10 protein-coding genes, 2 tRNA genes and 3 rRNA genes are annotated in these 19,438 nt (G+C 43.1%); 1 reads left to right on the top strand and 14 read right to left on the bottom strand.

Annotated elements, in window-relative coordinates; translation table 11 throughout:
• Positions 1 to 60: 60 nt before the first annotated feature.
• The gene (guaB, locus tag ABC374_RS25630; protein ID WP_336059750.1) at positions 61 to 1,524 is read right to left on the bottom strand and encodes an IMP dehydrogenase; all 1,464 of its coding nucleotides are present in this window, start codon (positions 1,522 to 1,524) and stop codon (positions 61 to 63) included.
• Between the two features lie 111 nt (positions 1,525 to 1,635).
• Here guaB and ABC374_RS25625 point away from each other — a divergent pair, with 111 nt between their 5' ends.
• On the top strand, positions 1,636 to 2,601 hold the full coding sequence (locus ABC374_RS25625) for a YaaC family protein (RefSeq protein ID WP_413020114.1): 966 nt from the start codon (positions 1,636 to 1,638) through the stop codon (positions 2,599 to 2,601).
• A 70-nt stretch (positions 2,602 to 2,671) separates the two neighbouring features.
• Here the strand turns inward: ABC374_RS25625 and rrf are convergent.
• The 13 genes from rrf to dnaA form a co-directional block, all read right to left on the bottom strand.
• Positions 2,672 to 2,787 (bottom strand): 5S ribosomal RNA (gene rrf / locus ABC374_RS25620).
• Positions 2,788 to 2,851: 64 nt separating this feature from the next.
• Positions 2,852 to 5,784, bottom strand: a 23S ribosomal RNA gene (locus ABC374_RS25615).
• Positions 5,785 to 5,888: 104 nt separating this feature from the next.
• Positions 5,889 to 5,964 (bottom strand) — tRNA-Ala (locus tag ABC374_RS25610).
• A gap of 16 nt (positions 5,965 to 5,980) precedes the next feature.
• Positions 5,981 to 6,057 (bottom strand) — tRNA-Ile (locus tag ABC374_RS25605).
• A gap of 116 nt (positions 6,058 to 6,173) precedes the next feature.
• Positions 6,174 to 7,724 (bottom strand): 16S ribosomal RNA (locus ABC374_RS25600).
• The 16S, 23S and 5S rRNA genes sit together here with 2 tRNA genes alongside, the layout of an rRNA operon.
• A gap of 326 nt (positions 7,725 to 8,050) precedes the next feature.
• On the bottom strand, positions 8,051 to 9,118 hold the full coding sequence (locus tag ABC374_RS25595) for an HD-GYP domain-containing protein (RefSeq protein WP_413020439.1): 1,068 nt from the start codon (positions 9,116 to 9,118) through the stop codon (positions 8,051 to 8,053).
• A 516-nt stretch (positions 9,119 to 9,634) separates the two neighbouring features.
• Complete coding sequence (gyrA, locus tag ABC374_RS25590; protein WP_350300822.1) at positions 9,635 to 12,187, bottom strand: DNA gyrase subunit A; 2,553 nt, start codon at positions 12,185 to 12,187, stop codon at positions 9,635 to 9,637.
• Between the two features lie 96 nt (positions 12,188 to 12,283).
• On the bottom strand, positions 12,284 to 14,209 hold the full coding sequence (gyrB, locus tag ABC374_RS25585; RefSeq protein ID WP_413020438.1) for a DNA topoisomerase (ATP-hydrolyzing) subunit B: 1,926 nt from the start codon (positions 14,207 to 14,209) through the stop codon (positions 12,284 to 12,286).
• A 74-nt stretch (positions 14,210 to 14,283) separates the two neighbouring features.
• Entirely contained in the window at positions 14,284 to 14,547 is a 264-nt protein-coding gene (remB, locus tag ABC374_RS25580) for an extracellular matrix regulator RemB (protein WP_350300821.1), read from the bottom strand.
• 12 nt (positions 14,548 to 14,559) lie between these two features.
• Entirely contained in the window at positions 14,560 to 15,678 is a 1,119-nt protein-coding gene (gene recF, locus ABC374_RS25575; RefSeq protein WP_048687943.1) for a DNA replication/repair protein RecF, read from the bottom strand.
• A gap of 21 nt (positions 15,679 to 15,699) precedes the next feature.
• A complete protein-coding gene (gene yaaA, locus ABC374_RS25570) occupies positions 15,700 to 15,912 on the bottom strand; it encodes a S4 domain-containing protein YaaA (RefSeq protein WP_034316192.1) in 213 nt (70 codons plus the stop codon).
• A gap of 220 nt (positions 15,913 to 16,132) precedes the next feature.
• Positions 16,133 to 17,269, bottom strand: a complete 1,137-nt coding sequence (dnaN, locus tag ABC374_RS25565) for a DNA polymerase III subunit beta (protein WP_101223982.1) — start codon at positions 17,267 to 17,269, stop codon at positions 16,133 to 16,135.
• 192 nt (positions 17,270 to 17,461) lie between these two features.
• Positions 17,462 to 18,811, bottom strand: a complete 1,350-nt coding sequence (gene dnaA / locus ABC374_RS25560) for a chromosomal replication initiator protein DnaA (protein ID WP_057914144.1) — start codon at positions 18,809 to 18,811, stop codon at positions 17,462 to 17,464.
• Positions 18,812 to 19,438: the final 627 nt, after the last annotated feature.

Raw genomic sequence — 19,438 nt, 5'->3', positions numbered from 1 at the left:
TAATCGCAGACTCTGTCTATTTTAACAATAAATTTTAATGACGATTATATGTTAAATTCATTACATTGAGTAGTTCGGTGCTTCTTTTGTAATTTGGACATCATGAGGATGGCTTTCCCTTAATCCAGCACCAGTCATTTTTACAAATTGAGAGTTTTCCCTCAACTCTTCCAATGTGGCTGTACCGCAATATCCCATACCTGAACGAATGCCGCCAATCAGCTGGAAAATGGTATCTGATAGAGGTCCTTTATATGGAAGGCGCCCTTCGATGCCTTCCGGTACGAATTTCTTGTTATCTTCTTGGAAGTAACGGTCCTTAGATCCCTTTTCCATAGCAGCAACAGAGCCCATACCCCGATACACTTTAAAACGGCGGCCTTGGAAAATTTCCGTTTCGCCAGGGCTTTCAGTTACACCAGCAAGCATACTGCCAAGCATTACTGCATGTCCGCCTGCAGCCAGGGCTTTAACGATATCACCAGAGTATTTGATTCCGCCATCAGCGATAATCGTTTTACCATGTTTTCTTGCTTCTGTCGCACAATCGAAGACTGCCGTGATTTGCGGAACACCTACACCAGCTACAACCCTTGTCGTACAGATTGACCCTGGTCCGATTCCCACTTTCACTACATCAGCTCCCGCTTCAATCAATGCTTTCGTACCTTCAGCTGTTGCCACATTACCGGCAATGATCGTCAATTCAGGATATGTCGCGCGGATTTCCTTAACCATTTCAAGGACGCCTTCTGAATGACCGTGAGCAGTATCAAGTACAATTGCATCGACATGGGATTTAACCAGCATTTCGACACGCTTCATTGTATCCTTGGTCACGCCGACTGCAGCACCTGCAAGTAACCTTCCTTGCTTATCTTTCGCCGAATTCGGGAACTCGATGACTTTCTCGATATCCTTGATCGTAATAAGTCCTTTAAGGACTCCATTATCGTCCACAAGGGGAAGCTTTTCAATTTTGTATTTTTGAAGGATCTTCTCTGCTTGTTCCAAGTTAGTTCCCACTGGCGCTGTGACCAGATTCTCTACAGTCATGACACTGGAAATCTTCAAGGAAAAATCGGAAATAAATCGCAAATCACGGTTTGTAATGATACCCACAAGTTTTTGATCCTCTATATTGTTGACTACAGGAACACCTGAAATGCGATATTTACCCATTAAATGCTCTGCATCGAATACTTGGTGATCCGGCGTTAAGAAAAATGGATCGGTAATTACACCGCTTTCTGAACGTTTTACTTTATCCACCAGTTCAGCTTGTGCTTCAATGGACATATTTTTATGAATGATACCCAATCCGCCTTGACGGGCCATGGCAATTGCCATCTCAGCTTCTGTCACGGTATCCATTCCTGCGCTGATGATAGGAAGGTTGAGCCTTAAGTTTTCAGCTAAGTTGACTTGAAGGTTAACATCTTTCGGCAAAACCTCTGATTTCGCTGGAATTAATAGGACATCATCAAAGGTTAAACCTTCTTTTGCAAATTTATTTTCCCACATTATTTTCCCCTCCTGCTTAAAAATATTATTTGTAGGTTATCAATAGGACATACTACTGTCAAGAAGAGAAATAAAAGTTTGATTATTCTATTAATTAGGAGGATAGCTGCAATGCCTGAAAACAATGATAATTTCGATAAATATACACCTTTTTTTTCCGCATCTTCCTCACAACTTTTTTTGCAAAAATGTTACACGCACGAAAAAATAGCAGAAGCGGAAATAAAAAGTTACGATAATTGTTATCCATTTATTTACCATCTTGAACACGCTAAAACTTATTATAATCAGGCTGCCATTGCACCACTTTCCATACAACCAATACTTACATTTTATGGATTCGCTCAATTGTTAAAGGCTTGTCTGCTCACGATTGATCCTAACTATCCGGAATCAACTTCTATGCTTGCCCATGGGGTAACAACGAGAAAAAAGAAAAAACAACAATATGAATTTTTAAAGGACGAAGTGAAAACGCAAAAGAATGGACTTTTCACCTGCATTGCCGAGAAGTTATTCCATATCAAGCATCTGGAAGGTGAAAAGTTTTCCATGGGAACATTAATGAAGGAAATCCCAGACATGCAAAAATATACATGGTCGGTTTCAAGGAAAAATTTCGTCGACATGTTACCGTCTTCGAATGGCTTTCAATTACCTTCAGCGGTATTGGATAGCTATCAAATGTCCAGCAGTCGGTTGGAAGAATTTTTGAAAGCAAAAACGAATCGAGTTTACAGTATTTCAGAAGCTACTGGGACACTGCATTTAAAAACAGATGGCGTCCCTAATCATAATGCAACTTCCCCAATACGGTATAATTTAGCAGAAGGACAGTTCATGCTATCACTTAATAAAGATTCGTCAGCTTTTTCATTACCTGAACTTTTGATCCATTATTTGATTTCTTATAACCTTAGCATAATAGCTCGTTATGAAACAGAATGGTGGGCAGAACTGTTGAAAACCATGCCTAATGATGATTACCCCTGCATTGTTCAATTCCTTAAAATAAGCCAAGCTAAGGTGCCATTCTTAATATTTGAATGGATCAAGTCCGGAAGGTTCCACCTTTGATTCCATTTGGTGAATTGATCTGGTTAGAAACGAAGAAAAAGACCAGCCGAATGGCTGATCTTAATAAATGGCTTGGCGGCGTCCTACTCTCACAGGGGGAAACCCCCAACTACCATCGGCGCTGAAGAGCTTAACTGCCGTGTTCGGAATGGGAACGGGTGTGACCTCTTCGCTATCGCCACCAAACATATGAGGAACGTTGTTCCTTCAAAACTAGATAATAAGAAGGTATTTCATTTTTTTAAAAGCGTTGGTTAAGTCCTCGATCTATTAGTATCAGTCAGCTCCACATGTCGCCACGCTTCCACCTCTGACCTATCAACCTGATCATCTTTCAGGGATCTTACTAGCTTGCGCCATGGGAAATCTCATCTTGAGGGGGGCTTCATGCTTAGATGCTTTCAGCACTTATCCCGTCCGCACGTAGCTACCCAGCTATGCCTTTGGCAAGACAACTGGTACACCAGCGGTGCGTCCATCCCGGTCCTCTCGTACTAAGGACAGCTCCTCTCAAATTTCCTGCGCCCGCGACGGATAGGGACCGAACTGTCTCACGACGTTCTGAACCCAGCTCGCGTACCGCTTTAATGGGCGAACAGCCCAACCCTTGGGACCGACTACAGCCCCAGGATGCGATGAGCCGACATCGAGGTGCCAAACCTCCCCGTCGATGTGGACTCTTGGGGGAGATAAGCCTGTTATCCCCGGGGTAGCTTTTATCCGTTGAGCGATGGCCCTTCCATGCGGAACCACCGGATCACTAAGCCCGACTTTCGTCCCTGCTCGACTTGTAGGTCTCGCAGTCAAGCTCCCTTGTGCCTTTACACTCTACGAATGATTTCCAACCATTCTGAGGGAACCTTTGGGCGCCTCCGTTACTCTTTAGGAGGCGACCGCCCCAGTCAAACTGCCCACCTGACACTGTCTCCCACCCCGATAAGGGGCGCGGGTTAGAATTTCAATACAGCCAGGGTAGTATCCCACCAACGCCTCCACCGAAGCTGGCGCTCCGGCTTCTCAGGCTCCTACCTATCCTGTACAAGCTGTACCAAAATTCAATATCAGGCTGCAGTAAAGCTCCACGGGGTCTTTCCGTCCTGTCGCGGGTAACCTGCATCTTCACAGGTACTATAATTTCACCGAGTCTCTCGTTGAGACAGTGCCCAGATCGTTACACCTTTCGTGCGGGTCGGAACTTACCCGACAAGGAATTTCGCTACCTTAGGACCGTTATAGTTACGGCCGCCGTTTACTGGGGCTTCGGTTCAAAGCTTCGCTTGCGCTAACCTCTCCCCTTAACCTTCCAGCACCGGGCAGGTGTCAGCCCCTATACTTCGCCTTGCGGCTTCGCAGAGACCTGTGTTTTTGCTAAACAGTCGCCTGGGCCTATTCACTGCGGCTTTTCTGGGCTATTCACCCTAAAAAGCACCCCTTCTCCCGAAGTTACGGGGTCATTTTGCCGAGTTCCTTAACGAGAGTTCTCTCGCACACCTTAGGATTCTCTCCTCGCCTACCTGTGTCGGTTTGCGGTACGGGCACCTTACATCTCACTAGAGGCTTTTCTTGGCAGCGTGGAATCAGGAACTTCGGTACTATATTTCCCTCGCCATCACAGCTCCGCCTTAATGGAAACGGGATTTGCCTCGTTTCCGGCCTAACTGCTTGGACGCGCATATCCAACAGCGCGCTTACCCTATCCTTCTGCGTCCCCCCATCGTTCAAACGATGTATAGGTGGTACAGGAATATCAACCTGTTGTCCATCGCCTACGCCTTTCGGCCTCGGCTTAGGTCCCGACTAACCCTGAGCGGACGAGCCTTCCTCAGGAAACCTTAGGCATTCGGTGGAAGGGATTCTCACCCTTCTTTCGCTACTCATACCGGCATTCTCACTTCTAAGCGCTCCACCAGTCCTTCCGGTCTGACTTCAACGCCCTTAGAACGCTCTCCTACCATCGACACCATACGGTGTCAATCCACAGCTTCGGTGATACGTTTAGCCCCGGTACATTTTCGGCGCGGAGTCACTCGACCAGTGAGCTATTACGCACTCTTTAAATGGTGGCTGCTTCTAAGCCAACATCCTGGTTGTCTAAGCAACTCCACATCCTTTTCCACTTAACGTATACTTTGGGACCTTAGCTGGTGGTCTGGGCTGTTTCCCTTTCGACTACGGATCTTATCACTCGCAGTCTGACTCCCAAGAATAAGTATTTGGCATTCGGAGTTTGACTGAATTCGGTAACCCGTTGGGGGCCCCTAGTCCAATCAGTGCTCTACCTCCAATACTCTCATCTTGAGGCTAGCCCTAAAGCTATTTCGGAGAGAACCAGCTATCTCCAGGTTCGATTGGAATTTCTCCGCTACCCACACCTCATCCCCGCACTTTTCAACGTGCGTGGGTTCGGGCCTCCATTCAGTGTTACCTGAACTTCACCCTGGACATGGGTAGATCACCTGGTTTCGGGTCTACGACCTCATACTCATTCGCCCTATTCAGACTCGCTTTCGCTGCGGCTCCGTCTCATCAACTTAACCTCGCATGAAATCGTAACTCGCCGGTTCATTCTACAAAAGGCACGCCATTACCCATTAACGGGCTTTGACTACTTGTAGGCACACGGTTTCAGGATCTATTTCACTCCCCTTCCGGGGTGCTTTTCACCTTTCCCTCACGGTACTGGTTCACTATCGGTCACTAGGGAGTATTTAGCCTTGGGAGATGGTCCTCCCTGCTTCCGACGGGATTTCTCGTGTCCCGCCGTACTCAGGATCCACTCAGGAGGGAACGAAGTTTCAACTACAGGGTTTTTACCTTCTTCGACGGATCTTTCCAGATCGCTTCATTTACCCCGTTCCTTTGTAACTCCATGTTGAGTGTCCTACAACCCCAAGAGGCAAGCCTCTTGGTTTGGGCTAATTCCGTTTCGCTCGCCGCTACTCAGGAAATCGCGTTTGCTTTCTCTTCCTCCGGGTACTTAGATGTTTCAGTTCCCCGGGTCTGCCTTCAGTACCCTATGTATTCAGGTAAAGATACTGTTCCATTACGAACAGTGGGTTTCCCCATTCGGAAATCTCCGGATCAAAGCTTACTTACAGCTCCCCGAAGCATATCGGTGTTAGTCCCGTCCTTCATCGGCTCCTAGTGCCAAGGCATCCACCGTGCGCCCTTTCTAACTTAACCGTTAAAAAAGATCTTACAGATGCTTTGAAAAAAATTAATTGCCTTCTATCTATTATCTAGTTTTCAAGGAACAAGCTGTCCCAATCACAACGTGATTGTTTCATTGGTGGAGCCTAGCGGGATCGAACCGCTGACCTCCTGCGTGCAAGGCAGGCGCTCTCCCAGCTGAGCTAAGGCCCCGTTTTGGGAAATGGAATGGTGGGCCTAAATGGACTCGAACCATCGACCTCACGCTTATCAGGCGTGCGCTCTAACCAGCTGAGCTATAGGCCCATTCACATAAATAATAAGCTTCTGCTTCCCAAGCTTATCGCGGGATTGCTATTTAATTGAATGAATCACTCATTCAAAACTGAACAAAACAAAAGCGCACTCGTAATTATCCTTAGAAAGGAGGTGATCCAGCCGCACCTTCCGATACGGCTACCTTGTTACGACTTCACCCCAATCATCTGTCCCACCTTAGGCGGCTGGCTCCATGAAGGTTACCTCACCGACTTCGGGTGTTACAAACTCTCGTGGTGTGACGGGCGGTGTGTACAAGGCCCGGGAACGTATTCACCGCGGCATGCTGATCCGCGATTACTAGCGATTCCGGCTTCATGCAGGCGAGTTGCAGCCTGCAATCCGAACTGAGAATGGCTTTATGGGATTCGCTTACCTTCGCAGGTTTGCAGCCCTTTGTACCATCCATTGTAGCACGTGTGTAGCCCAGGTCATAAGGGGCATGATGATTTGACGTCATCCCCACCTTCCTCCGGTTTGTCACCGGCAGTCACCTTAGAGTGCCCAACTGAATGCTGGCAACTAAGATCAAGGGTTGCGCTCGTTGCGGGACTTAACCCAACATCTCACGACACGAGCTGACGACAACCATGCACCACCTGTCACTCTGTCCCCCGAAGGGGAAAGCCCTATCTCTAGGGTTGTCAGAGGATGTCAAGACCTGGTAAGGTTCTTCGCGTTGCTTCGAATTAAACCACATGCTCCACCGCTTGTGCGGGCCCCCGTCAATTCCTTTGAGTTTCAGCCTTGCGGCCGTACTCCCCAGGCGGAGTGCTTAATGCGTTAGCTGCAGCACTAAAGGGCGGAAACCCTCTAACACTTAGCACTCATCGTTTACGGCGTGGACTACCAGGGTATCTAATCCTGTTTGCTCCCCACGCTTTCGCGCCTCAGTGTCAGTTACAGACCAGAAAGTCGCCTTCGCCACTGGTGTTCCTCCAAATCTCTACGCATTTCACCGCTACACTTGGAATTCCACTTTCCTCTTCTGCACTCAAGTCCCCCAGTTTCCAATGACCCTCCACGGTTGAGCCGTGGGCTTTCACATCAGACTTAAGGAACCACCTGCGCGCGCTTTACGCCCAATAATTCCGGACAACGCTTGCCACCTACGTATTACCGCGGCTGCTGGCACGTAGTTAGCCGTGGCTTTCTGGTTAGGTACCGTCAAGGTACCAGCAGTTACTCTGGTACTTGTTCTTCCCTAACAACAGAACTTTACGACCCGAAGGCCTTCTTCGTTCACGCGGCGTTGCTCCGTCAGACTTTCGTCCATTGCGGAAGATTCCCTACTGCTGCCTCCCGTAGGAGTCTGGGCCGTGTCTCAGTCCCAGTGTGGCCGATCACCCTCTCAGGTCGGCTACGCATCGTCGCCTTGGTGAGCCATTACCTCACCAACTAGCTAATGCGCCGCGGGCCCATCTATAAGTGACAGCGTAAACCGTCTTTCCATCTTCTCTCATGCGAGAAAAGAACGTATCCGGTATTAGCTCCGGTTTCCCGAAGTTATCCCAGTCTTATAGGCAGGTTGCCCACGTGTTACTCACCCGTCCGCCGCTAATCTCAGGGAGCAAGCTCCCATCGATTCGCTCGACTTGCATGTATTAGGCACGCCGCCAGCGTTCGTCCTGAGCCAGGATCAAACTCTCCGAAGAAATGTTTGACTTGCTCATTTGCTTTTTTGATAGTGTGTGCTCACTTAAAATTTAACGTTGGCGCTTTGTTTTGTTCAGTTTTCAAAGAGCAATTTAAGTCGTTCGTTTGGAAACGACTTTAATAATATATCAACTATATTATTTTTTGTCAACAACTTTTTTTCTTTCGCTGTCGACTTAGTTATTATATCTAGTATCAGGAATAAAAGCAATAGTTATTTTAAAATAAATAATATACATGAATTCATAGATTTCAAATCCTATGACTGTACACCTAATCAAGAAGAAAAAGCTTACATTTTAAGAGTAAACTTTTTCTTTGAACATTATAGTATCTCTTCTATATATAATTCCCGGTTAATCCCTAAATTGATAATTTCTTCACTATCCATCACCTTTATGACCGGTTTTGTTTGCGAGCCGGCATCAATAAAAATGATTTCAGCGATGAATCCATTGTTCAGTTTGACCCTGCTTCCTATGGAAAAATTAGCGAAGCTTGATAACAAGGTCTTAACTACCCCAATATCAAATTTACCAAAATCATCATGTAAGATCATCTCTAATACCTTAAACGGTGATTGTTTCTTTCTATATGTCCTTTCGGAAGTCATGGCGTGAAATACATCTGCAACAGCAATGATTTTTGAGAATAAGTTCATGGGCTTTGTATTCAATCTTTTGGGATAACCCGTTCCATCTAACCTTCCATGATGCTCTAGAACGGCTATCTTCACACTATCCTTTATGATGGAACTATCTTTAATCATCTTGTAGCTGAAAATAGGATGAGCATGTATCTCCTCATAATCATCCGCTGTCAGGCTTTCCGTTTTATTTAATAACCTTGGTGGCAGCTTCGCCATCCCGCAATCTGCCAGACATCCGCCTATTGCCGCTTGGTAGACATCAGCCCTATTGCATTTCATTTTATATGCAATATATCCTCCTATCAATCCAATGGAAATGGCATGATGATATACATATTCTTCTTTATTGCAATAGTGGTGCAGCATCAAAATGTTTCCTGGTTCCTCTAAAGCCTTATCCATAAGGGGAATCATGATTAAACGAATCATCGCCACCTCAACTTTACTGCCCGCCTGCCAATTTTTAAACAATCGTTTATATGTTTGTACTGACTTAAGATACAAATCCGTAAAATCCGATGACTCTTCCAGCTCATCCAATTCTGGATCTATCACTTCTTTCGGCAGAAATTTCTTTCCATCAATCAAAGTTTTTTCAACGCTTACCTCTGTTATTAAAAAGGCTTGCAATGCCTCAATCAATCGCGTGGTCAATATTGTTTTTTCATGCATTATGGGGCGGTTCGAAAGACCTCTAATTTCTTTCGAGAGGATGCAGCCTTCGATTAAATAGCGAGTTTTCACTAGCAAAACGTTTCACCTCGGTAGTATTAATGAGTATCATTTTACTTGAAAAACATGGTAAGAACTATCTTTATTATTATTAAATACCTAAAAAAAATCAATTTATTAGCAATCCTCTCCAAAATCCATAAGTCTTTTTACCCAAACTAAAACCACTCTTGATATCATTTTGAAATCCAGCTAATGCGCAAAAAAAGGACCCAGCTTAATTGCTGGGTCTACAGTTTTTTTACGGTTTTTACAATTTGAGCGTTGCCTACAGGTACTCGCTTTCCCCGGGCGGTCCGCCCTCGGCGTTTGCGCCTGCAGGGTCTCCCTTGACTCGCTTTTCCCGCAGAAGTCTCGCACACCCGCTCCAATCAACTTTGTTTTAACTTTTGATAGAACCCTTTTGCCTAAAGTCTTCATTGTTTTAAAAATAGAATTAATAAAATTTTAACTTTAGGCTAAAATTCAAAGGGAATTTCAAAAGGGGTTCGGAATTTTAATTCCGAACCCCTTTTTTTATGGGAAAAATTATTCTTCCGTATCTTTTTCAGTTTCTTCATTTTCTTCAATTACAGTAGGTTCAGGATCAGAATCCGGATCTAGAGTCGTGACCGTTTCTATATCCAGGTCTTTTTCTTCTTCTTCTTCCCTTCCTACAATGGCAACCGTCGAAACATATTCATTATCTGCGGATTCGAGTCGGATGAGCTTAACACCCTGTGTATTACGGCCCGTTTTAGAAATGCCTTCGACTTCCATTCGGATCAATACACCAGCTGCTGTAATCAGCATTAAATCTTCATCTACACCCGTAACTGTTTTCACGGCTATAAGTTCACCATTTTTCTCAGTGACATTACATGTTTTTATTCCTTTTCCTCCACGGCTTTGAATACGGTATTCTTCCGCAGAGGTCCGTTTTCCATAACCGTTTTTCGTAACGATCAGGACTTCTTCATCATCTTCAAGAATTTCCATTCCGACAACTTCATCATTCGTCCCTAAGGAAATTCCTTTCACTCCCGCTGCAGTACGTCCCATTGTCCGTACATCCGTCTCAGGGAAACGGATCATCATCCCGGCTTTCGTTCCAATTATGATCTGTTTCTCTCCATTCGTAAGACGGACAGAAATCAATTCATCATCTTCACGTAAACCTAGGGCAATTAAACCATTATTACGGATATTTGCAAAAGATGACAAAGGTGTACGCTTCGATATTCCATGTCTGGTCGTGAAGAATAAATACCAATCGTCAGCAAATTCCTTCACCGGTATGATTGCATTGACCCACTCGCCTTTATCGACTTCCAACAAGTTGATAAGCGGCAATCCTTTTGCCGTCCTGCCATATTCAGGTATTTCATATCCTTTGGAACGATAGACTTTACCTTTGTTGGTGAAGAATAATAGAGTGTCATGAGTCGAAGTGGTTAACAAGTGACCGACAAAGTCATCTGTATTCGTGCCCATACCCTGTATTCCGCGACCCCCGCGTTTTTGACTGCGGTACGTGGTTGCAGGCAAGCGTTTAATATAACCGTTATGCGTAAGTGTCACGATTATATTTTCCTCTGGGATTAAATCTTCATCTTCCAGGCTTTCAAAGCCGGCTAATGTGATTTCAGTTCTCCGTTTATCATCAAAACGTTCTTTAATTTCAAGAAGCTCTTCACGAATAATTTCAAGAACCTTTTCCTCATCAGCAAGAATCGCTTTATATTCTGCAATAATAGCCATTAATGCCTGATATTCATCTTCAATTTTTTCACGTTCCAGACCTGTCAAGCGCTGTAAACGCATATCCAGGATAGCTTGCGCCTGTTTTTCGGAAAGTGAGAATTGTGTCATTAAGCCTTCACGGGCAATGTCTGTCGTTTGGGAACTTCGAATCAACGTAATGACTGCGTCCAAATTATCAAGTGCAATGCGCAAACCTTCTAAAATATGGGCACGGGCCTCCGCTTTCCGTAATTCAAACTCAGTCCTGCGCCGTATGACTACCTGCTGATGCTCCAAGTAGTAGTGCAGGCATTGTTTTAAATTCAGCACTTTAGGCTGACCGTCCACCAAAGCAAGCAGATTGATTCCGAAGGTGGTCTGCATCGCAGTATGCTTATACAGGTTGTTTAAAAGGACATTCGCGTTAACATCCTTTCTAAGCTCCATGACGATACGCATCCCATTGCGATCCGATTCATCCCGTAAGTCGGTAATGCCTTCGATTTTCTTATCTCGAGCAAGTTCTGCAATTTTTTCAATCAGTCTTGCTTTATTCACTTGATAAGGGATTTCCTTAACAAGGATTACCTGTTTACCATTCGGTTTCTCTTCAATCTCGACTTTCGCCCGTTGAATGATTGACCCTTTTCCGGTTTCATAGGCCTTTCTGATTCCGCTTCTCCCTAAAATCAAACCGGCTGTCGGAAAGTCCGGACCAGGGATATATTCCATCAACTCTGGAATTGTAATTTCAGGATTCTTGCTTAAAGCCAATACGCCGTCAATTACCTCACCTAATTGATGGGGCGGAATATTGGTTGCCATTCCTACCGCTATTCCTGATGAACCATTCACCAACAAGTTCGGGAAACGGGCAGGCATGACGGCTGGTTCTCTTTCTGAACCATCATAGTTATCCTGGAAATTGACCGTATCTTTATTTAAATCGCGAAGTAACTCCATCGAGATTTTCGACATTCTCGCTTCGGTGTACCTCATTGCGGCAGCTTGGTCACCATCGACCGAACCGAAATTACCATGACCATCTACAAGCATATAGCGATAGTTAAAAGGTTGCGCCATCCGTACCATCGTTTCATATACAGCCGAATCACCATGCGGGTGATACTTACCGATGACTTCCCCGACAATACGGGCTGATTTCTTAAATGGTTTATCCGAAGTCATTCCAAGATCGTTCATTGCATAAAGAATTCTTCGGTGTACCGGTTTCAAACCGTCCCTTACATCAGGCAAAGCCCTCGACACGATAACACTCATCGCATAATCCAAAAACGATGTCCGCATCTCGGTACTTATATTTATTTCTTTTACACCTGATCTTTCATTTTCTGACATGGAGCCAACCTCCTATTAAAAGCTTATACTCTCATTTAAATTTAACTGTTCGTGCACTATGTAAAGAACAGGATGTAAAAGCATCCTGTCAAAAAATCAGATATCAAGATTTTTTACATAAATTGCATTTTCTTCAATGAAGTTACGTCGCGGTTCGACCTTGTCGCCCATCAACATCTCGAAAGTTTCATCTGCCTCGGCAGCATCTTTCAAACTGACTTGAAGCAGCGTTCTCGTTTCAGGGTTCATGGTCGTTTCCCACAATTGCTCCGGATTCATTTCCCCCAGCCCTTTATAACGCTGCAGGTTAGGCTTGGGAGTACTTGGCAAACTGGCCATGATTTCTTCAAGCTGGCGGTCATTATAAGCATAATCCACTTTTTTCCCTTGCTGAATCTTGAAAAGTGGCGGCTGAGCAATATATATATATCCATACTCGATGATTTTTCGCATATACCGGTAGAAGAATGTCAACATCAGTGTTCTGATATGGGCACCATCCACATCCGCATCGGTCATGATAACAATTTTATGGTATCTGGCCTTTTCAGTATTGAATTCATCACCAATGCCTGTTCCAAGTGCTGTGATGATCGTACCTATTTCTTCATTGTGCAGGATTCTGTCCAATCTCGCTTTTTCAACATTCAGGATTTTACCCCTTAGCGGCAAGATAGCTTGGAAATGGCGGTCCCGCCCTTGTTTTGCCGAACCTCCCGCAGAGTTTCCTTCAACGATGTATAATTCGCTGATACTCGGGTCCTTAGAAGAACAATCTGCCAATTTACCTGGTAGATTGGATACTTCCAAAGCACTTTTCCTCCGGGTCAATTCACGTGCTTTCTTCGCTGCCAATCGGGCTCTCGCTGCCATTTGCCCTTTATCTACAATTTTTCGGGCCACGGCAGGGTTTTCATATAAGAAGGCATCAAGTCGTTCCGAAAGAATGGAATCAGTAACCGTTCTTACCTCAGAGTTTCCGAGTTTGGTTTTCGTCTGACCTTCAAATTGCGGGTCAGGATGCTTAATCGAAATGATTGCCGTTAAACCTTCCCGGACATCTTCACCTGAGAAATTGGCATCCGCTTCTTTTAAAAGACCATTTTTCCGTGCATAATCATTGATGACACGGGTCAAAGCAGTCTTGAATCCTGATTCATGTGTACCGCCTTCATAGGTATGAATATTATTGGCAAAAGAAAAGACATTACTGATATAGCTGTCATTATATTGCAAAGCCAATTCAACGGAAATTCCATCTTTCTCGCCTTCCATGAAAATCGGTTCCTCATGCAATACCTCTTTAGAACGGTTCAAATGCTCAACATAAGATTTGATACCGCCCTCATAGTGGTAATCCCTGATTTTCTCTTCTTCTTCACGTTTATCTTCAATGATCAGATTCAAGCCTTTATTCAGGAATGCAAGCTCACGGATTCGTGTGGCTAATGTATCGAAATCATATTCCAAGGTATCCGTGAAGATTTCACCATCAGGAATGAAGTGTACAGTCGTTCCGGTATGATCGGTTTCCCCGATGATTTTCAAATCTTCTTTTGGGATACCGCGGTTAAATTGCTGATAATGGATTTTACCTTCACGATGAACGTAAACTTCCAATACCGTGGATAAGGCATTAACTACTGATGCCCCCACACCATGCAGACCGCCGGAGACCTTATAACCTCCGCCGCCAAATTTACCGCCCGCATGAAGGACCGTCATGATTACTTCTACAGCTGGGCGTCCCATTTTTTCATGGATCCCCACTGGGATTCCCCGACCATTATCGACTACTGTTATGCTATTGTCTTCTTCGATCGTCACTTTGATTTCCGTACAGAAACCAGCTAGTGCCTCATCAATACTATTATCGACAATTTCCCAAACAAGATGGTGAAGTCCTTTTGCAGAGGTAGTGCCGATATACATCCCCGGACGTTTACGAACTGCTTCTAAGCCTTCTAAAACCTGTATCTGATTCTCATCGTATGCCTGAGCTTGTACTTCTTTTTGTTCCATTGTCATACGTATCACCTACACTTTTCTTTTGGCATTATCAATTTTAAGGAGTAATTATAACGTTTAGCTACAATTCAAAGAATATCTATATCATCGATTAAGAGCGATGGCTGCAGTGAACGCTTTTTCAAAGTGGACGACGCAAGCGGTGAATAATATACCTGTTTTTCCGTCACTACAATCGATTTAACCGAGTTTTTTGCTAAATGGTAAGTTACATCAGACTTTTTCTCCAAAAATTCACTCATGATCGGAGAGGCCTGAAGCAGCTTCTTATCTAAAATGGCTATGACATCGTCCGTTTTCACAAGAATGTCTTCACCAATATGGAGATACATACATTCACCTCATCATTTAACCTTTTTTATACTTCCTTGACTAACATAAAAGGTGGACGCTTCTCTTAGGGTTTGATGATCGATTCCATCAACGGAGGGTGTCGTCACGAATGTTTGCACTTTCCCTTGTATTGTATTCAGTAAATGGGATTGACGGAAATCGTCAAGTTCCGATAACACATCATCCAATAATAAAATGGGATACTCGCCGATTTCTTCATGGATCAGCTCAATTTCGGCAAGTTTCAAAGACAGGGCTGTCGTACGCTGTTGTCCTTGTGAACCGTATGTCTGGACATCACGGTCATTCACAAAAAAAACCAGGTCGTCACGATGAGGACCTACCAGTGTTACACCCCGTTCAATTTCCCTTGTTTTTATTTTATCAAATTTTTCTGTGTATACTTCTATCATTTTCGTCAAATCCATAGATTCTGATACATCAAGCGACGGTTTATATTGGATTTTCAATACTTCTAGATTTCTGGAGATCCCCGAATGAATCGGCTCTGCCCATTGCTGGAGCTTTAAAAGAAACTCGTATCTTCTTTCGACAATTTTCGCTGCGTACTGAATAAATTGATCGGTCAGCACGTCAAGCATCGTCGTATCCGTTTGTTTCCGGGTCTGCAGAAGCTTTAAGTAATGATTTCTTTGTTGAAGTATTTTATGATATTGGCTCATATCATGAAGGTATACGGGAGAAACCTGGCCAATTTCCATATCTATAAAACGGCGTCTGACTAGAGGACTTCCCTTTACAAGGTTAAGGTCCTCAGGCGCAAACATGACCACATTCATATTTCCGACATATTGACTCAACTTTCTTTGTTCAATATGGTTGCACTTCGCCTTTTTCCCTTTTTTTGAAATGGTCAGCTCAAGTGGTATTGAGGTATTTCTCTTTCTAACTCTTCCTTCTATTTTAGCATACTCTTCATCCCAGCGAATAAGTTCTTTATCATTTGAGGTGCGATGAGATTTTGCCATTGCTAAAACAAAAATAGATTCCATGACGTTTGTTTTTCCTTGAGCATTTTCGCCGAGGATTACATTGACTTTATTCTCAAAAGTCAGATTCAATTCGGTATAGTTGCGGTAATTTTTCAAACTTATATTTTCAATATACATATTCCGCTCTTCCCTTATGTTTTAGCTTGTAATTGTGTAGGTGCCAAATCCAGGAATTTCTATTTTATCACCTGATCTTAATTTTCTTCCTCTTCTCACGTCTAATTCGCCATTAATGTAAACCTCGTATTCACTCAAGAACCATTTGGCCATTCCGCCGCTTTGGATTAAATCGGCCAATTTCAGGAATTGTCCAAGCGTAATATATTCAGTATTGATTTTTATGGAGTCCATTTCATGCTTCACTCATTTCTAAGTAGTCTTTAATATTTCATTTTACTAAATTAATCCCATTAAGACAAAGTATAGCTTTTTCAGTTCTTGTTTTTAGCGATTCAGCGTTCCGTACAACATTTAAAAAACGCCAAAAACCTTTTGGAAACCTATGTTTAAATATAAAAAAATTAAAGACCTGCTATACAAGCCTTTAATTTTTTTGAAATATTATTTTAGCTTAGTAAGTTCTTACCGGGAGAATTAATTGCAGCATGGAATCATCATGTAGCGGACGAATGACAAACGGTCGCATTGCACCCGTGAAATTAATTTTTATATCGGAACCTTCCAATGCTTTTAGAGCATCCATTACAAATTTGGCACTGAATGAGATCTTCAGGTCTTCACCTTCAATGGCTTCTGCCTGTACCTCTTCAATTACTTTACCAATTTCAGGAGTATTGGAAGAGACTTCGATTATACGCCCTTCCAGGGTTGTCAATTTGACGACATTATTTCTTCCTTCTCTCGCCAATAAAGAAGCCCTGTCGATCGCTTGTAGAAAATCCTTGGTGTGAACAGTCACATCGGTTTTGCTATCTGATGGAATCAAGCGTGATGTATCAGGATAATTCCCTTCAAGCAGTCTTGAGAAGAATAATAAATTTTCAGCTTTGAAAAGTACTTGGTTTTCAGTAATGACGATTTCAATAAGTTCGTTTGTATCATCAAGGATTTTACTTAACTCATTCAGACTTTTACCTGGGATGACAACGCTATAGGTCCCGTTAATTTTGTTTTCTATTTTGGCTGTCCTCATTGCCAGCCTATGGCTATCTGTTGCAATACAGGTCAATTCGTCATCTTGAACCTTCAAGTTTACACCTGTTAAGATGGGGCGTGTTTCTGACGTGGACACTGCAAAGCCAGTTTGTCTGATAAGGGTCTTTAAAAGGTCCGTTGGAAGTTTGAAAATATTTTCTTCTTCAATGATCGGAAGATGTGGATATTCCTCGGGATCCAGTCCATTTAGATTAAATTCAGCTTTACCAGAGCGAATAATCGTTTGAAAGTTATTCTCCACTTCAATTTCTACAGTATCCATCGGCAGCTTTTTGACAATTTCACTGAAAAAACGGGCATTCAGGACAATACCGCCGCTGCTTTTAACTTCAACAATCTCATCTCCGTCAACCTCAGCCGGAATGAATGATTGGATGGAGATATCAGAATCACTTCCTGTTAGAGTAACACCTTCACTAGTAACGCTTATTTTTATCCCCGTTAGTATCGGAATCGTTGTCCTTGATGTGACTGCTTTCATTACTTCTTGGACACTATGAACTAATCGATCTCTTTGGATTATAAATCTCATGTTTCATCCTCCAATTTTTTATTGCCGAATAGGCATATTTATTAATAATTTTTATTAAAAAAGATAGTAGTAATAGTAGTAGGGCCTGTTGATATGTGGATAAGTCCACTCAACCTAAGGAAAAATAGTCTATCCACATGTGGACAGACTGTGTGTAAGTAGTCGTCAGTTATTCACATTATCCAGAATCCATTATACCCTCAGCTGGTCCTGAATTTCTTTAACCTGACGTTGTAGCTGGGTGTCCGTTTGCATGAGTTTGGAGATTTTTTCATGCGCATGGATAACGGTCGTATGATCGCGACCTCCAAATTCATCACCTATCTTGGGCAGGGATGAGTCCGTCAACTCCCTGGAAAGATACATGGCGATCTGTCTTGGAAATGCTACGGATTTAGTCCGTTTTTTCGCCTTGAAATCCTCAAGTTTGACACTATAATGTTCACCGACCGTCTTCTGGATTTCCAAGATGGTGATTATTTTAGGTTTTGAGCTAGGGATGATGTCTTTTAATGCTTCAGCTGCCAAATCAGCATTTATATCTTTATTAATCAATGAAGAATAAGCGACGACACGAATAAGTGCACCCTCAAGCTCACGAATATTGGAATCGATTTGGTTGGCGATATAGAGCATGACTTCGTTCGGGATATCAAGACCCTCAGCTTTTGCCTTTTTACGCAATATGGCAATCCGCGTTTCTAGATCAGGTGGCGTGATATCCGTAATCAAACCCCACTCAAACCTTGAACGGAGGCGATCCTCTAGTGTAGGTATCTCTTTTGGCGGGCGGTCACTCGAGATGACGATTTGTTTGCTTTCTTCATGCAACGCATTGAATGTATGGAAAAACTCTTCTTGAGTTTGTTCTTTTCCCGCAAGAAATTGAATATCATCAATTAATAAAACATCCACGCTTCGATATCTATCACGGAATTCCCCAGCTTTATTGTCCCGGATCGAGTTGATGAATTCATTCGTGAACTTTTCAGACGATAAATAAACGACCTTCGCATTCGGATTATGCTCTAGAACATAATGCCCGATTGCATGCATTAAATGAGTTTTTCCAAGGCCGACGCCCCCGTATATGAATAAGGGATTATAGGCTTTGGCCGGTGCTTCTGCGACAGCGAGAGACGCGGCATGGGCAAAACGATTCCCGGAGCCGATGACAAACGTATCGAATGTATTTTTCGCATTAAGCATATGCTGTGGAAATGCAGCATGCTCTTTATCCTGCTTTTTTATCTTTTTAGGCTGAACAGGAACGGTAAAATCATCATCTTCTTGATTGGGGGGAATGATGAATTTTGCTTCCAATTCCTCACCGGTAAGTTCAAACAATACATCGGAAATAAGATGGGAATAGCGTTCTTCAAGCCAATCCCTGGCAAATTCATTGGGAGCGGTGACTGTTAATGTATCACCTTGCAGTAAATAAGCCTTGGTTGATTTAAGCCAAGTCTCAAAGCTTGGTTTACTGATTTTTTTTTCGATTTTTCCGAGCGCCTGGTTCCAGAGGCTATCGATGTTATCCAAACTTATCCCTCCTTTGCAAAATATTTTTAATAATTGTATCTAAATGTATAGGCACAAATAAACTCATCGATTGCCGTCTTTATATTAATTTTGACAGCAAAGGTTCGGTGAGCTGTATTAAGAAATTTTTGTGTTGTGTAATGAAGTGCCTAAAAACTATATCTTGCGCTGTACAACCTTTGTACAGCCTACATCTGGTAATCCAGCGTAGACATGAATGTTTATTCATCAACAGGTATTTTAAGAAATATATAATAAAGAAGAAAAAAGGGTTTTCGACAATATCCACCATCTGTGGACAGATTAATATACACAGGTCGGATAAACTATCCACAAGTTATTCACAGTCTGTGGATAAACGTTACCTGTTGATAAAGTTATTCAGAGTGAAAACACAAATATAATATCAGAAATTCAGGCGTCTTGCAATGGGTTAGAAAACTTTATCCACAACTTACCGAGCTTGTGGGAAAAACTTTTCCACAGGCCATTGTTATGTGCAAAAGTCTATAAAATGGGATGTGGATAGAAAAAAACATGTCGAAATTTATCCACAGACCGTGATTATAGGCTTGGCTAATTTGATTTGAACGAAGTTGGTCAAGCCGAAAGAGCTGCATAACAGAT

Source organism: Peribacillus phoenicis (assembly GCF_047238085.1).
Classification (GTDB): Bacteria; Bacillota; Bacilli; order Bacillales; family DSM-1321; genus Peribacillus.
This window is presented reverse-complemented; position numbering and strand designations above follow the sequence as displayed.

What these genes read in the sequence shown, in the direction of transcription:
- guaB (WP_336059750.1), bottom strand. Translation starts at nt 1,524, where the DNA reads ATGTGGGAAAATAAATTTGCAAAAGAAGGTTTAACCTTTGATGATGTC.
- ABC374_RS25625 (WP_413020114.1), top strand. Translation starts at nt 1,636, where the DNA reads ATGCCTGAAAACAATGATAATTTCGATAAATATACACCTTTTTTTTCC.
- gyrA (WP_350300822.1), bottom strand. Translation starts at nt 12,187, where the DNA reads ATGTCAGAAAATGAAAGATCAGGTGTAAAAGAAATAAATATAAGTACC.
- gyrB (WP_413020438.1), bottom strand. Translation starts at nt 14,209, where the DNA reads ATGGAACAAAAAGAAGTACAAGCTCAGGCATACGATGAGAATCAGATA.
- remB (WP_350300821.1), bottom strand. Translation starts at nt 14,547, where the DNA reads ATGTATCTCCATATTGGTGAAGACATTCTTGTGAAAACGGACGATGTC.
- recF (WP_048687943.1), bottom strand. Translation starts at nt 15,678, where the DNA reads ATGTATATTGAAAATATAAGTTTGAAAAATTACCGCAACTATACCGAA.
- yaaA (WP_034316192.1), bottom strand. Translation starts at nt 15,912, where the DNA reads ATGGACTCCATAAAAATCAATACTGAATATATTACGCTTGGACAATTC.
- dnaN (WP_101223982.1), bottom strand. Translation starts at nt 17,269, where the DNA reads ATGAGATTTATAATCCAAAGAGATCGATTAGTTCATAGTGTCCAAGAA.